Consider the following 14,733-nt stretch of genomic DNA (forward strand, 5'->3'; position numbering starts at 1 on the left):
CAAAAAGCACCCACTTAGGTGCTTTTTGTCAAACAGAATATTTTATTGGATAATAATGTAAGATATTTCTATCTTAGCTTAAGAATTGGTGAGACCCTCTTATAAACTAGGTCTGTCACAAGGGCTGCTAATGCCCCCTTGATTAGGTTAAATGGCACTATGGATAAGAGCATAAGGCTTACATAAGACTTAGCTAGAGGATTTCCAGGAACTTGGCCTGCAAAGGCGTTTAAGTCAATCCCCATGGCCTTACCATAGGCTGGGAAAACTACAAAAGCGTTTGAAAGGGTAGCTATAGTTGTCATTGCTATAACACCACATGCTAGGGCAAAAATTGCAGTTTTCTTGGTCTTTTTGTTTTTATAAATGGAAGCTGATACGAATACAAAAGTCGCACCAACTATAAAGTTTGATAGTTCACCAACACCAACTGTTTGGGTTTTGGTTAGGTTTAGGATATTTTTTACTAACTGGATAGCTACTCCTGCCCAAGGTCCCATGGCAAAGCCGCCTACTAGAGCTGGCGCGTCTGCAAGGTCTACCTTCATAAAAGGTGGAGCTATAGGAATTGGGATTTGGAAAAACATCAAGATAAAGGCAAGGGCTGCTAGTATCCCGATTTTGATAACATTATTAAGTGAAATAGATTTTGTTTTGTTCATAATACCTCCCTTAGGGCAATAAAAAGAGCCCTCAATATCAGGGCACGAAAAAAGTATAATATCTTCTTCCATCCAGACTATACTGTCGGTTTTGGAATTGCACCAAATCGGTCCTAAGACTCGCAGACTATAACTGCCGGTTAAGGAATTGCACCTTTCCCTGAAGAAGCAATGGTTTTCCATTGCATGTATCTATTTAATTTCTAATATTATTATATTAGTGAAAACACTTTTTGTCAAATTTATTTATAGGGTAGTTAGGGAGTTAAGGGTCCACCTGTATCCTTTGGATGTGATGGTGTCTATTGGCTCTAAATCTGCCTTCCTAAATTCTTGTCTTATCTTTCTTATGTGCTCTCTAACTGATCTCGGGGTAGTATTTATCCCCTCTTTTTCCATCTCATCTACTATGGCTTCTTTGGATAGGACCATTGGCATATTGTGGACTAAAACCGTACAAATTGCAAATTCCGACCTGGTAAGGTTAAGAATCTTATTTCCTACCTTAAAAATACCATTTTCCTCATCAAGGGTGCACTCGCCAAAGTCTACTACATTGGCCTTTGATAATTCTTCTACTTTTTTGAAAATCTCATCTATAAATTCTTCACGAGTAAAAGAGTGGATCACAAAGTCCTTGTCATCAAGTTCCTGTTCGTAGGGGTTTTTCTTATATCTCTCAGTGAGATAAATTACTGGAATATTTGTTTTTTGCTTTATATATTGGATAAACTGCAAGCACCTGTTGTGGGTCATATCTACTAGGATTAAGTCATAGATGCTACAATCCTTAAACAAGAGCTCGTCAATAGATTCAATTTTCTCTACGACAATCTCATCTCTATTAAAGTGAGAGTTTATAAGACCAGATACACCATTTTCATTTTCTATTGATGCTATTCTCATCTTTTTTCCTCTTTCTAAAAGTATTCTTCACCCTATATCGTAATACCTTTTTAAAGTAATGTCAATAACTTTTTGTAATTTTTTGAAAAGATGATTTTTGCTAAAAATATTATCTATGAGTGAAGAATTTCAAAAAATGATTATAAGTTTACTTTGATTTAAAACTATATCTTGAACTTATAATATATGTATTTTTTTATAATAATTTTCAATAAGTGTAAATTTACAATTCGTAAAGTAAATAAACTAAAATAAGCAATATAATTTTAACCGAAAATATACTTCTTGTCAAGCATAAAAAAAGGGCCTGTTGCAGAATGAATAAATCGTCCCAAATCATCATGAGGTCTCAATGAGCCGACGGGCTTTTTTCTCGTGAAGTTTCACCTCCTCGAGCCGGCGGGCTGGAATTGGCCTGCCGGCCTCAAGAGGCAAACTTTGAGAGAGAACCTCATGATGATGGGACGATAATTATTCATAATTTTGCAACAGCCCCAAAATCCTTAATTATTTTATAGGTAGTATTTTTTGATTACATTAAGTTCGTCATCAAGTTCGTAAACAAGAGGTTGACCTGTTGGAATTTCAAGATCCATGATATCATCATCAGAAATCTTTTCTAAGTGCTTAGCAAGGGCTCTAAGGCTGTTACCGTGAGCTGCTACAAGCACAGTTTCCCCTTCAAGAAGCTCTGGAGCTATGCTATCAAAATAATATGGAAGCACTCTTTCAAGAGTAACCTTTAGGTTTTCTGCTCCTGGCACAACATCCTTTGGAAGGTGGGCGAACATTGGAAGACGAGCTTGTTTTTCGTGTTCTTCTTCAGATATTTCAGGAGGAAGAGTATCATAAGATCTTCTCCAAATATGAACTTGTTCGTCACCGTATTTTTCTGCTGTTTCTGCCTTGTTTAGACCTTGAAGAGCACCGTAGTGTCTTTCGTTAAGTCTGTAAGTCTTATATTGAGGAACATACATTTGATCAGAGTATTCTAAAACATAGTTACAAGTTTTGATAGCTCTTTTTAGAACAGATGTGTGAGCGTGGTCAAATCTAATACCAGCTTCTTTGATCTTTCTACCAGCTTCTTTAGCTTCTTCTACACCTTTTTCAGAAAGGTCTACATCTACCCAACCTGTAAACTTATTAGCTAGGTTCCATTCACTTTGTCCGTGTCTTACTAGTACTAATTTTTTTGTCATTATCTTCTCCTAAGTTTTTCAAGTGCTTCGTTTTCTTCTTGTTTTGCTTTTATAGCTTCATTCCTACTCTCATCTAGACTATCAATCCAGTTTAAGGCCTTGGCTGTGCCTTTGATTACACATTCTTGAGGATTGTCAGCAATCTTTACCTTAATTTGGAACTTCTCTTCTATCCTATCCCTTAGACCGATTGTACTTGAGGCACCCCCTGTTAGGATAATCTCTCTATCAAAAATATCTGAGGCAAGCTCTGGAGGAGTCACCTCTAGAACCTTCTTGATACCTTCAACAATCTTATCTATCTCGCCTCTAAGGGCGTCTTTAAGCTCACTAACCGGGATATAAACCTTGGCTGGGAGGGCATTTGCCATATTCCTACCCTTAACTTCAAAAGAATCATCAAGGCTAAGAGAACCTGCTGCTTCTTTGATAGCCTCAGCAGAAGTATCCCCTATCAAAAGTCCATAACGGCTCCTGACAAAGTCTTTGATAACCCTATCAAAAGACCTACCAGCTGCATCAGCAGACCTAGATGCTATAATCTGTCCCATAGAGATAACTGCTATATCGCAAGTTCCGCCTCCAACATCCACAACCATAGACCCCTTAGGATCTGTTATATCAACACCTGCCCCAAGAGCTGCCGCAAGTGGCTCCTCTATAAGGAAGGTCCTGTGGGCCCCAGCATTTTCAGCAGCCTGGATAACGGCACGCTTTTCAACCTGGGTTGACCTTGCTGGAACACAAATTAAAAGATCTGGATTAAAAAGAGATTTTTTTAAGGACTTTTTGAGAAAATAATCAAGCATCCTCTCAGTAGCCTTAAAATCCGCTATAACCCCTTCTTTCATCGGCATAATACAAGAAACATTGCCAGAAGCCCTGCCAATCAATCTCTTAGCATCACTACCAACTGCGAGAATCTCATCAGTTAGGACATCAATGGCTATGACAGATGGTTCATTTAAAACTATTCCTTTGTTACTAATAAAAACAAGCACACTTGCTGTACCAAGATCTATCGCAACCGACCTTCTAAATCTAGACATCTTTTTTCCTTTTCTATTACTACTTTTCGCGCAAGGCACGAAAGCCTTTTTCGCTAGGCCACAATTCGCAAAGCGCGAGGCCTTATAATTTTTTTAAAAATTAGGCATTTGGCCTTATAAGTATATTATATTACTTTTTGTGAATTATTAAACTATTTAATAAAAAATTCGTCCGAGACGAATCAATCTTTCTTTTTTCTTATCCGAGATTAATGGTAGTAAAAACTTGGTAAGCCAAGTTTTTACGATTTTCAAAATTTCTCAAGTTGCAAAGCACCGCAGTAGAAATTTATGAAAAACCTTATGTAATTTTGGGCAAGCCTGCCCGGCTCGTAGAGGGCCCGTGCGGAGCACCTCGCAGCAAAGCGAGAGAGAAAACGACGAATAGGAGCATTGATTGTAAAAAGATTACGTTCCTTATAAATTATATCTAGGTCATTTACATGACCCCTCCGTTCATAGGAGGAGCCCAAGGGGGCGGCAGATGCCCCCTCACTGGTTCCCCCTAAGACCCCCTTACGCTACAACCTCGACTGCTCCTTAAGCGGAGTGCGAAAATAGAAGCTTGCTTTTCGCAAGCTTTTTTAGTAGAGGGTATGGCCTTGTATTTATTGGTGTATATTCCTACTATCATTCTAATCATCAAAGCCCTAAAAATCGCAAACTCGCTTCACTCAAACATGCGATTTTCTTTACGGGCTTCTCGATTAGAATTTACTCCTCGGTCTTAAGAGAATTGGTCTCGGGGTACATACATTTGTCAGGCTCGTTTGGCTTCGCCAAACATTGCTATATTAGAGTTTATTCTCATACGAAGGTTTTCTAAACTTAAGATTAAGTATTTTTGAAATTCAGACGGCGTATAAAAATTTGATTGTTTGAGCGATAGCGAGTTATCAAATTTTAGCCGACTGAATTTCAAAAAAGTTAGGATTTTAACTAACTTAAACAAGGGCTCCTCCATATCAATAGTTTGCTGATAGGCAAATTCCTTATCCCCCGAGAGGGGCCGGCCGGAGGGGGTAGCCGAGTGGGGTCTGGGGAGGCAGGTTGGGGAACGTCCGGAACGTTCCCCTGGGCCTCCCCAGTTACGAAGATTCAATAGTAAATAAAATAATAATATATAATATCAACAAATAACACTAATAAAGTTAATGACAAATTATCTCGGATAATAAAGACAAAAAATCCTAGATAAAAATATAATTTATCTAGGATAAAAAACAATAATTAATATCTTTTAAGGTCTTGGACCTTATCCAACCTTTCCCATGTAAACCCATCTTCATCTTCCCTACCAAAATGTCCGTAGGCAGCGGTTTTTTTGTAGATTGGGTGTCTTAGGTCTAGTTTGTCTATTATGGCGCCTGGCCTAAAGTCGAAGTTTTCTTCTATGATTTGTTTTAATTTTTCGTCGTCGTATTTGCCTGTGCCGAAGCTATCTACAAAGATTGATAGGGGTCTTGCTACACCTATAGCGTAGGATACGCCTATTTCTAGTTTTTTAGCAAGGCCTGCTGCTACCATATTTTTGGCAGCGTATCTTGCCATGTAGGCTGCAGATCTATCTACCTTTGTTGGGTCTTTTCCTGAGAAGGCTCCTCCGCCTGCTTTTGAATAGCCACCATAGGAGTCTACTATGATTTTTCTACCTGTTAGGCCAGAATCTCCCTTTGGCCCACCTATCACAAATTTACCTGTTGGATTTACGTAGATTTTGGTTTTTTCATCTATTAATTCTTTTGGCACTACTTTTTTTATTACATTTTCTATGATGTCTTCACGGATTTTATCCATTGGGATATTGTCTTTATGTTGGGTTGAGATTACGACTGAATCTATCCTTACTAGCTTGTCATCGTCGTATTCTACAGTCACTAGACTTTTGCCATCTGGTCTTATGTAGTCTAGGATTCCTTCCCTGCGGACTGTGGTTAGTCTTTTGGCTAGGTCTTGGGCAAGTTTTACTGACATTGGCATATAGACTTCTGTTTCATCATCTGCATAGCCAAAGACCATACCTTGGTCTCCTGCGCCTATCTTGTCATAGTCGTCGTGGCTTGCGTCGTATTCACTTGCCTTATCTACCCCTTGAGCGATGTCAGGTGATTGGCTGTTGATTGATGTTAGGACTGCTACGTTTTCGTAGTCAAAGCCCAGTTCATTGTCTATATAGCCAATTTCTTTTATGGTATCTCTTACCACTTCTTCTATAGGTACATAGGCTTCTGTGGTTATCTCTCCTACTACTAGGACAAGTCCTGTTGTAGTTATACATTCTGCTGCCACTCTGGCGTTTGGGTCTTGCTTTAGGCATTCATCTAGGATTGCGTCTGAAATCTGATCACAAACCTTATCTGGATGTCCTTCGGTTACTGATTCACTTGTTATAAATTTACGCATTTATTTCCTCCAAATATACTATGGCTCTTGCTTCTATGCCCTCACCTTGACCGGTGAAGCCAAGTTTTTCACTGGTTGATGCCTTTACCGATACCTTTGTTATATCAGTTTTTAGGTGATCGGCAAGCTTTTTTGTTATTTCTTCTCTTTTTGGGGCAATCTTTGGTAGTTCGCAGATTATTACAGAGTCGATATTGCCTATCTTGTAGCCTTTTTCATACATTTTCTCTACTACCCTATCTAAAAGGTCAATCGAATAAATGTCCTTGTAGGCTGGGTCTGTATCTGGGAAAAGATTGCCTATGTCAGGTAGGGCAAGGGCTCCTAAGATAGCGTCCATGATAGCGTGAGTTAGAACGTCTGCATCAGAGTGGCCCAAAAGTCCCCATTCGCTTTCAAATTTTATTCCGCCTAGGATTAAGTCCCTATTTTTTACTAGTTTGTGGACATCATAGCCTATACCTACTCTCATTTATTCCCCCTTATATATGCCCTGGCAAAGATTATATCCTCTGCCGTTGTTATCTTGATATTAGAATACTCACCTTCTACTACTTTGACTGGCTCATGCCTATCAAAGAATTCAAATAATTGACTATCGTCGGTTATTTTCGCTTCCGATTCAAAATATTTTTCGTAAAGATCTTTTATTAATTTTGTATCAAAGGCTTGGGGTGTTTGGATATTGTAGACATAGTCCCTATTTGGGGTGAAGTCTACCTCACCTCTTTCATTTACCACCTTGATTGTATCCTTTGATTTAGTCGCAGTTATAGCTGCCTTATAGGTTTCGAGTTCTTTTAATACCCTTAAAAAAAGACCTCTAGTTGCAAAGGGTCTTACCCCATCATGGCTTAATACCAAGTCTGATTTGGGGTTTAGGGCTAAAAGGCCCTTGTAGGTTGATTCCTCTCGGCTTTTTCCACCTGCGACCATTTTTATTCTAGGATCTCTAAAAAGAGATAAAATCTCAGTAGCCAAAGGGAAGTCTATTTCCCTTACTACTAAGATTATCTCGTCAAATTCTTTTATACTTGTTACAGTTGTTAGGCTAAGTTCTAGAACTTTTTTTGTACCTACTTCTAGATAGGGTTTATTTATCTCCATACCCATCCTAGTGCCTGATCCTGCTGCAGTTATTACTGCTGATAAAAATTTTTCTTTATACATCTTCCGCCCTTACAAAGATCATCCTACCGGCTGAAGTCTGCAAAACTGATGTTACCTTGGCCTTGATGGTCTTATCTATGAGGTCTTGGCCGTCTTCTACGACAACCATGGTTCCGTCTTCTAGATAGCCTACCCCCTGGTTTTTGCCCTTGCCTTTTTTAATTACATCTATCTCCATCTCTTCTCCTGGGATTACCACAGGTTTTAGGGAGTTGGCTAGATCATTGATATTTAGGATTGGGATACCTTGGACATCTGCGACCTTATTTAGGTTATAGTCATTGGTAAAGACCTTGCCTCCAAGGTCTAGGGCAAGTTTTAAGAGTTTGGCATCAACTTCCTTGATGTCCTTGTAGTCCTTGTCCAGAACTGTTAGCTTGATCTTTTTAGATTCCTTGATTTGTTTGATTATATCAAGGCCCCTCCTACCTCTTTCTCTTTTGAGGTCATCTGGGGAGTCTGCTATGTGTTGGAGCTCTTCTAGGACAAATTCAGTAACTATTAGCTCTCCTTCAAGAAAATCAGTATTTATAAGGTCTAAAATCCTACCGTCTATTATGACTGATGTATCTAGGATTTTGGGACTTGCGGTGAGGTTTGACCTATCAAAAAATTCTCCGCTTTCGTTTTTTTCTTCCTTATTTCTTGTCACAAGGGCAAGAAGGTCGTCCGAATTTTTGTAGGCTAGCTTCCATCCTAAATAACCAAAACCGATATATAATAAAATAGATAATAGCACAAAAAATGAATTTCCCATAAATGGTAGGGATAGTTTGGTTAGGGGGGTAGATACTAGGGTTGCTATCAAAAATCCTAGGATAATGCCAATTACACCTACTACGAGGTTGGCTGCGGGTAGTTTGCTGATTTTCTTTTCAAACTTCGACAGACTTGCTGTTGCATGTTTGGATATAGGGTCCGTTGCAAAATAAAATATTATAGCAAATATGGCTGATGATATGACTTTTGCCCACAGAATTAATTTGCCGCTATCCGGGACTAACCCAAAAGCGGCGTTAATTATTCCTAAGACTACTATGCCAAGAACAGCCCCGATTAGTAAAAATACTAATCTGATTACTCTTTTCATAAAATCTCCTTAATATAGGATAGACTAAAGTCCTATAGACTCGTCTATCATTTTCTCTGCTTCTTCCTTTTCTAAAGAGCCTGCCATGACAAGCTCACTGGCAAGGATTCTTCTTGCCCTGTTTAGAAGTTTTTTCTCTGTTGTAGAAAGACCCTTATCAGTATCTAAGATAGCTAGGTTTCTGACCATTTTTGCTATTTCATAGATATCTCCAGTCTTTAGAATCTCTTGATTGTCCCTGTATCTTTTGGTCCAATTAGAGTTCATTTGTGTTGGCTTATCATCAAGGATTTCTAAGACTTTAAGGCCTTCTTCCTTAGTGATAATAGATCTAATGTTAGAGTCTTTCATGTTTTCAGAAGGTATTGATATATCCATCTCACCTATAGGCATTTTGAGGATATAGTATTCTTTCTCCTCGCCCATAAATTCGATTTTTTCAATTGAATCAATAACCCCTGCTCCATGCATTGGGTAAACTATCTTATCGCCTACTTTAAACATCATAACCTCCTAGGTTTTCTACATATATTATACCATAATTTTGAGATTACGCTTATGTTAATCGTTTACTATATCACAAACCGACTAAGATTTCAATCTATTAGGCCAGTTTTTATATCAATTCTTTGATTAACTACTTCTATCTTACAATCTGTACTCTTTCCGCCAAATTCTCCATCTAGGGACCAAGATACTTCCTTTTCAGTTTTTATCCTGATTTTTTTAACCTGTCTTTGGATGACAAGGTCGCTTGATTCTCCAGTTGTTAAAGCTTGGATAATCCTATTTAGGTCAGCTATTGACTCAGGTTTTTTAACCAAGGTTACCTCAAAAAGTCCATCAGTAAGGCCAACCTTATCGTCAAAGAGGTTAAATCCTCCAACTGAGACGGAATTTGAAACCATAAAGTGGATAAAATCTCCATTTATAAGCTCATCGTCAAACTCGATTTCTGCCTGGTAGGATTCCATAGATTGGATTGGTAAAAGTTTTTTTATCCCCTCTACTATGTAGGCTGAGCGGCCAATTCTATTTTTAACCTCTTGGTCAGTTGAAAAACTGATGTCTGACAGGGCTCCAAAGGCTGCTACATAGACAAAGTACTTATCGTCAATTTTTCCTACGTCTATCCTTTTGACCTTGCCCCTTACGGCAGTTTTGGTTGCCCTTTCTATATCTGGGGAAATATTGATAGTCTTTGAAAAATCATTGGTAGATCCTGTTGGTATATAGGAAAAAATAGGGTCTATGTCTGCCTTTAAGGCACCAGATACAGCTTCATCCAGGGTTCCATCTCCCCCAGATACTAGGATTTTATCAAAGTCCTTGCCATATTTTTCCACAATCTCCCTGCAGTCACCGGATTTTTGAGTTGCGTAGACTGTTGGAAATATTTCCTTTGATGATAGGTATTCTATTATCCAGGATAATTTATCATTGATTGCCCTTTGGCCAGAATTTGGATTATATATAAATAATAACTTTTCCATAATTTCCATTCTTTCTTTTCTATAATTTTACTCTTACAGACCTTAAATTTTAGTTAAAGCTAGGTTTTTTCCCTTAAAATCTTTGTAAGCTTAGGGATTTTGGGTAAAAACTTCCCCGTCGGTTTTGTTGTAGATTATAAAGCCCCTGGTTTTTTCTCCATCAGCGCTTCCTTTTTTGGCTAGGTCTATAAGCCTATCGTCTTTTTCAAGTTTACTTATAGGACAGCCCGGCCTATATAGGATGTAGGAAGAGTCAGGATTTAGTCCTAGGGCAAAGTCTACGTGGTAGTAGATTTGGTCACAGACTCCTTCTTTGCTGGTAATTTTATAATCTCTTAGGTCTAAAGCGTAACGATAATCGTCCAAGGCTTCGGTTATTTCAAAAATCCCCTCGAATTCTGAGGAGTGGATTTCTTCTGCGTGGTAGTAGATTTGGGCTGTAGCTGTAAGGCCATAGTCTTTGCCATCTGCGGCGATTTTTCCAAAGTAGTCTCCCCTAAAGTAGCCATCATTTTCAAAAATGATTTTAGTTTGACCCGTATCTTCTCCATAAGTCCTAATTAGAGTCTCGCCCTTAAGCTTTTCGTTTAGAAAATCTCTTAGTTTTTCAAAATCAAGTTCATTTTGACTTTGACTTTCTCTTAGCTTTTGGTTTTTTGCTTGATTTTGATTTCCACAAGCAGCAAGGCTTATAAACATAAGGACTAGTAGGATTTTCCTCATATTTCTATGTAGGCCCTAAAACCCCTGTCCTTGTAGTAGGAGCCTGGATTGTTGTAGTAAATAAAGACCCTATCGAAGCGTCTACCTGCAAATAAGGCTCCATTTTTCCTTCTAATATCATCCGGAGTTTTTATCCAGGATGTAGTCTTAGTATCAAAGTTTGCTATTTTAGCAAGGGCCTTATATTTTTCTTCTGTTAGAAGTTTTATACCAAATTCGCCTATTTCTTCCTCAACAGAAGATGCTGGAGCATTTTCCTTCCTATCTTCTCTAGCCTTTTTGTCATAGCAAAGGCTTCTTCTGCCCTTTGGGCTCTTGTCAGCTAGGTCTACATAGACTAGCCCCTTAAATATATCTAGGTCTACTAGGTCTGGTTCTCCACCTGTTTCTTCCATGGCATAGATTGCGTTATAAAGGTCTAGGTTATTTAGGATAGAAGATTTGACAAAGTCCCACTTTATAGCTGGGTGCCTGTCCATATTTTCCTTAAATCTCTTTCCTAGCTTGTCTATAAAGGCTTTATCGTAATTTTCCACTAGGTTCTCCTTATCTTTCTAGTAAATGCCTGAGGGCATCGCCTGGCGCATAAAACATCATGCGGGGTCCCGAATATTTCATCACTTTTTTAATCATTTCCCTATGGTCCTTGTCATAACAATGGATTTTGCAAGACGAACAAGAAGGCTTATCATCACCATGAGGGCAGGCGGCAAGTTTCTTTGCCACATAGGCCTTTAGGTCTTCTCGCTCACTATCTAAGGCCTTGTGCCTATCATAATACAGGTCTATCATAAATTCGACTAGGTCAAGGCCCCTATCAGACTTTTGCATTATTTTTCGTCTTCTGCAAGTTTCTTTATGGCATCAAGATCTGTTGGATCTTCTATGCCTGCTTCTTTTAGAAGATTTATTATGGCATCATTAGACTTTGTTAGTTTTTCAGTAATTTCTGCCATTTCCATATCAAGATTCGCTTCTGCTTCTTCTTCTTTTTTTGGCTCATCTACATAGTAAACCTTGCCTGTTTTTGGGTCAAAGCCAACTGTGCCTGAGGTGTTATCATTAATGTCTATATCGTTTCTGTCTTTGTTGTCATTTTTTGATTCTAACATAAGTACTCCTTTTATTGTCTATAGTCTTATTTTATCATTTTTTGCCTATAAATTAAAGCTTTTCGTTTTTCTTTAAGAAAAATCGCCCCGCAAGGGACGAATTTTATTTGAGTAATTTTTTGAGGTATTGACCTGTGTAGGATTCTTTGACCTTACTAACCTCTTCTGGAGTTCCAGTTGCAACGAGACTTCCTCCCCCATCTCCTCCTTCTGGGCCTAGGTCTATTAGGTAGTCTGAGACCTTGATTACATCAAGGTTATGCTCAATTATGACTACTGTATTGTTCTGATCAACTAGCCTATTTAAAACTTCTATGAGCTTATGAACATCAGCTGTGTGAAGGCCTGTAGTTGGCTCATCTAGGATGTAGAGGGTTTGACCTGTTGATACCTTGGCAAGTTCTGTGGCAAGTTTTACCCTTTGGGCCTCACCACCAGATAACTCTGTGGAAGGTTGGCCGATTTTGATATAGCCAAGACCTACGTCATAGAGGGTCTGAAGTTTTCTTACTATAGTTGGTTGGTTTTCAAAAAATTCAATGCCTTCTTCAACAGTCATATCTAGGACATCTGCTATATCCTTGCCCTTAAACTTAACTTCTAGGGTTTCCCTGTTGTATCTCTTGCCGTGGCAAACCTCGCAAGGCACGTAGACGTCTGGTAAAAACATCATGTCAACCTTAATTGTACCATCACCCTTACAAGCTTCGCACCTACCGCCTTTGACATTGAAGGAAAATCTTCCCTTCTTAAAACCCTTCATCTTGGCTTGGTTGGTCATGGCAAAGACATCACGGATGGCGTCAAAAACCTTGGTATAGGTCGCAGGATTTGACCTTGGAGTCCTACCTATTGGCGACTGGTCAATAGCTATGACCTTGTCAATTTGATCAAGCCCCTTGATTTTTTTGTGACGGCCTGCGTGGACCTTAGACTTATTAATCTTCCTACTTGCCATCTTGTATAAGATTTCATTTACAAGGGAAGATTTGCCCGAGCCAGAAACTCCAGTAACAGTTGTAAGAGTCCCTAGAGGGAATTTCACATCTATACCCTTAAGGTTATTTTCCTCTGCTCCTATAACTTCTATATAATTATCAGAAGTTCTGCGTTTTTCTGGCAGGTCGATTTTCTTCCTACCAGCTAGATAATCTCCTGTGATAGATTTTTTGGAATTCATGATATCATCGAGGCTACCTTTAGCAACAATCTCTCCTCCGTGGATACCAGCCTTGGGTCCTATATCTACTATATAGTCTGCAGCCCTCATGGTATCCTCGTCATGTTCTACAATTATTAGAGTATTACCAATATCTGTGAGGTTTCGGAGGGATTTGATAAGCTTATCATTGTCTCTTTGGTGAAGGCCTATAGAAGGCTCATCTAGGACATAGGATACACCTACAAGTCCCGATCCAATCTGGGTTGCAAGCCTAATCCTTTGACTCTCACCACCAGAAAGGGTTGAGGCTGTACGATTTAGGGTTAAATATGATAGACCTACGCCATTTAAAAACTTGAGTCTTCCCTTGATTTCTCTAATAATTAGCTCTGCTATTTGCTCTTTCATTTCAGAAAGCTCAAGCTTTTCAAAAAAGTCTATAGACTTGGAAACAGAAAGGCGGGTTAATTCTGAAATGTTTTTATCCCCGACTTTGATTGCCAAAACTTCAGGTTTTAGCCTGTCTCCATGGCAAACCCTGCATTCCTCTTCGCCCATATAATCCCTAAACTTTTTCTTTTGAGAATCAGAATTTGTCCTCTGGTACCTATCCCAAATATTTTTAAGAGCTCCTTCGAAAATTCCCTTGTAGCGTTTTTTGCCTGAAAAGTGAGAATCAAAAACAAAGGATAAATCATAGTCTGTTCCATAAAGAATATCGTGGATAAGCTCATCTGGTGCATCTTCTAGGGGTGCATCATGTGGATAGTCATAATGGTCAGCTATGGCCCTTACCACCTCATAGTAGTAGGTGCCCTTGCCGGATGTAGCGTAAGGCTCTACTGCTCCTTCTTTGATTGAAAGACTCTTATCTGGAATTATAAGATCTGGGTCTACCTGGAGGTGAAAACCAAGGCCGTTACACTCAGGGCACATGCCTATTGGAGCGTTAAAAGAAAACATATTTGGGGTAATCTCAGGCAAAGACACGTGACCTTCTGGACAGGCAAGCTTGGATGATAAAAGCATCTCTTCCCCGCCAATTACATCTACAATAACAAGCCCATCAGCAAGGCCAATCACTGTTTCAAGAGAATCTGCAATTCTAGATTCGATTCCCTCTTTCATCTTAATCCTATCTACAATTACAGAAATATCATGTTTTTTATTCTTATTAAGGTCTATATCGTCTTCGATTTCATATCTTTCCCCATCAATAATAACACGGACAAAACCGTCTTTTCTAATATTAGCCAGGGCATTTTTATGTTGGCCCTTCTTGCCCCTAATAACAGGAGCTAGAAGTTGGAGCTTAGTTCCTTCAGGAAGCTCCATAATCTTATCAACCATCTGGTCAATAGACTGGGCAACGATAGGCTTGCCACAAACCGGACAATAAGCATCACCAACTCTAGCATATAAAAGCCTGTAATAGTCATAAATTTCAGTAACAGTTGCCACAGTAGAACGTGGGTTTCTATTAGTAGTCTTTTGGTCAATTGAAATAGAAGGAGAAAGCCCTTCAATAGAATCAACCTCAGGCTTATCAATCCCTCCCAAAAATTGCCTAGCATAGGAGGAAAGACTCTCAACATAACGCCTTTGCCCCTCGGCATATATAGTATCAAAGGCAAGGGTAGACTTACCAGAGCCCGAAAGCCCAGTAAAAACAATCATCTCATCACGAGGGAGAGTAAGATCTACGTTTTTGAGATTGTTAGTCCTTGCTCCTTTTATAATAATATTATTATTTTCTTTCAT

At 39.0% G+C, this 14,733-nt stretch carries 15 protein-coding genes and 1 riboswitch; all 15 genes read right to left on the bottom strand.

Features of this window, described 5'->3' with window-relative positions; genetic code table 11:
* Positions 1-68: 68 nt before the first annotated feature.
* A complete protein-coding gene (locus Q0410_RS08315) occupies positions 69-662 on the bottom strand; it encodes an ECF transporter S component (RefSeq protein WP_299035586.1) in 594 nt (197 codons plus the stop codon).
* Positions 663-718: 56 nt separating this feature from the next.
* Positions 719-834, bottom strand: a riboswitch (FMN riboswitch).
* Between the two features lie 74 nt (positions 835-908).
* A complete protein-coding gene (locus Q0410_RS08320; protein WP_299035589.1) occupies positions 909-1,568 on the bottom strand; it encodes a winged helix-turn-helix domain-containing protein in 660 nt (219 codons plus the stop codon).
* 512 nt (positions 1,569-2,080) lie between these two features.
* On the bottom strand, positions 2,081-2,770 hold the full coding sequence (gene gpmA / locus Q0410_RS08325; protein ID WP_299035592.1) for a 2,3-diphosphoglycerate-dependent phosphoglycerate mutase: 690 nt from the start codon (positions 2,768-2,770) through the stop codon (positions 2,081-2,083).
* A complete protein-coding gene (locus tag Q0410_RS08330) occupies positions 2,770-3,819 on the bottom strand; it encodes a rod shape-determining protein (RefSeq protein ID WP_299035595.1) in 1,050 nt (349 codons plus the stop codon). The genes gpmA and Q0410_RS08330 overlap by 1 nt, the downstream gene beginning before the upstream one ends.
* A 1,230-nt stretch (positions 3,820-5,049) precedes the next feature.
* On the bottom strand, positions 5,050-6,222 hold the full coding sequence (gene metK, locus Q0410_RS08335; protein ID WP_299035598.1) for a methionine adenosyltransferase: 1,173 nt from the start codon (positions 6,220-6,222) through the stop codon (positions 5,050-5,052).
* On the bottom strand, positions 6,215-6,694 hold the full coding sequence (gene ispF / locus Q0410_RS08340) for a 2-C-methyl-D-erythritol 2,4-cyclodiphosphate synthase (RefSeq protein ID WP_299035601.1): 480 nt from the start codon (positions 6,692-6,694) through the stop codon (positions 6,215-6,217). Before ispF ends, metK begins: the two co-directional genes overlap by 8 nt.
* The gene (gene ispD, locus Q0410_RS08345; RefSeq protein ID WP_299035604.1) at positions 6,691-7,392 is read right to left on the bottom strand and encodes a 2-C-methyl-D-erythritol 4-phosphate cytidylyltransferase; all 702 of its coding nucleotides are present in this window, start codon (positions 7,390-7,392) and stop codon (positions 6,691-6,693) included. The genes ispF and ispD overlap by 4 nt, the downstream gene beginning before the upstream one ends.
* On the bottom strand, positions 7,385-8,482 hold the full coding sequence (locus Q0410_RS08350; RefSeq protein ID WP_299035607.1) for a PIN/TRAM domain-containing protein: 1,098 nt from the start codon (positions 8,480-8,482) through the stop codon (positions 7,385-7,387). Before Q0410_RS08350 ends, ispD begins: the two co-directional genes overlap by 8 nt.
* A 24-nt stretch (positions 8,483-8,506) precedes the next feature.
* Positions 8,507-8,986, bottom strand: coding sequence for a CarD family transcriptional regulator (locus Q0410_RS08355; protein WP_299035610.1), 480 nt, complete (start codon positions 8,984-8,986; stop codon positions 8,507-8,509).
* Between the two features lie 92 nt (positions 8,987-9,078).
* Positions 9,079-9,975: a diacylglycerol kinase family protein gene (locus Q0410_RS08360; protein WP_299035613.1), complete on the bottom strand. Its 897-nt coding sequence runs from the start codon at positions 9,973-9,975 to the stop codon at positions 9,079-9,081.
* Between the two features lie 90 nt (positions 9,976-10,065).
* Positions 10,066-10,698, bottom strand: a complete 633-nt coding sequence (locus Q0410_RS08365) for a hypothetical protein (RefSeq protein WP_299035616.1) — start codon at positions 10,696-10,698, stop codon at positions 10,066-10,068.
* Complete coding sequence (locus Q0410_RS08370) at positions 10,695-11,234, bottom strand: DUF4256 domain-containing protein (protein ID WP_299035618.1); 540 nt, start codon at positions 11,232-11,234, stop codon at positions 10,695-10,697. Before Q0410_RS08370 ends, Q0410_RS08365 begins: the two co-directional genes overlap by 4 nt.
* A gap of 10 nt (positions 11,235-11,244) precedes the next feature.
* Positions 11,245-11,529 (bottom strand): nitrous oxide-stimulated promoter family protein, encoded by a 285-nt coding sequence (locus Q0410_RS08375; RefSeq protein ID WP_299035621.1) that lies wholly within the window; start codon positions 11,527-11,529, stop codon positions 11,245-11,247.
* Positions 11,529-11,810 carry a hypothetical protein gene (locus Q0410_RS08380; protein WP_299035624.1) on the bottom strand — a complete coding sequence of 94 codons (282 nt, stop codon included), beginning with the start codon at positions 11,808-11,810 and terminating at the stop codon, positions 11,529-11,531. Before Q0410_RS08380 ends, Q0410_RS08375 begins: the two co-directional genes overlap by 1 nt.
* A gap of 103 nt (positions 11,811-11,913) precedes the next feature.
* A complete protein-coding gene (gene uvrA / locus Q0410_RS08385; protein ID WP_299035626.1) occupies positions 11,914-14,733 on the bottom strand; it encodes an excinuclease ABC subunit UvrA in 2,820 nt (939 codons plus the stop codon).

Origin of the sequence: uncultured Anaerococcus sp., from assembly GCF_937934665.1 — a bacterium.
Lineage (GTDB): Bacteria > Bacillota > Clostridia > Tissierellales > Peptoniphilaceae > Anaerococcus.

Bases quoted from the DNA above. Each gene is read 5' to 3' on its own strand.
- Q0410_RS08315 (WP_299035586.1), bottom strand. From the start codon at position 662: ATGAACAAAACAAAATCTATTTCACTTAATAATGTTATCAAAATCGGG.
- Q0410_RS08320 (WP_299035589.1), bottom strand. From the start codon at position 1,568: ATGAGAATAGCATCAATAGAAAATGAAAATGGTGTATCTGGTCTTATA.
- gpmA (WP_299035592.1), bottom strand. From the start codon at position 2,770: ATGACAAAAAAATTAGTACTAGTAAGACACGGACAAAGTGAATGGAAC.
- Q0410_RS08330 (WP_299035595.1), bottom strand. From the start codon at position 3,819: ATGTCTAGATTTAGAAGGTCGGTTGCGATAGATCTTGGTACAGCAAGT.
- metK (WP_299035598.1), bottom strand. From the start codon at position 6,222: ATGCGTAAATTTATAACAAGTGAATCAGTAACCGAAGGACATCCAGAT.
- ispF (WP_299035601.1), bottom strand. From the start codon at position 6,694: ATGAGAGTAGGTATAGGCTATGATGTCCACAAACTAGTAAAAAATAGG.
- ispD (WP_299035604.1), bottom strand. From the start codon at position 7,392: ATGTATAAAGAAAAATTTTTATCAGCAGTAATAACTGCAGCAGGATCA.
- Q0410_RS08350 (WP_299035607.1), bottom strand. From the start codon at position 8,482: ATGAAAAGAGTAATCAGATTAGTATTTTTACTAATCGGGGCTGTTCTT.
- Q0410_RS08355 (WP_299035610.1), bottom strand. From the start codon at position 8,986: ATGTTTAAAGTAGGCGATAAGATAGTTTACCCAATGCATGGAGCAGGG.
- Q0410_RS08360 (WP_299035613.1), bottom strand. From the start codon at position 9,975: ATGGAAAAGTTATTATTTATATATAATCCAAATTCTGGCCAAAGGGCA.
- Q0410_RS08365 (WP_299035616.1), bottom strand. From the start codon at position 10,698: ATGAGGAAAATCCTACTAGTCCTTATGTTTATAAGCCTTGCTGCTTGT.
- Q0410_RS08375 (WP_299035621.1), bottom strand. From the start codon at position 11,529: ATGCAAAAGTCTGATAGGGGCCTTGACCTAGTCGAATTTATGATAGAC.
- Q0410_RS08380 (WP_299035624.1), bottom strand. From the start codon at position 11,810: ATGTTAGAATCAAAAAATGACAACAAAGACAGAAACGATATAGACATT.
- uvrA (WP_299035626.1), bottom strand. From the start codon at position 14,733: ATGAAAGAAAATAATAATATTATTATAAAAGGAGCAAGGACTAACAAT.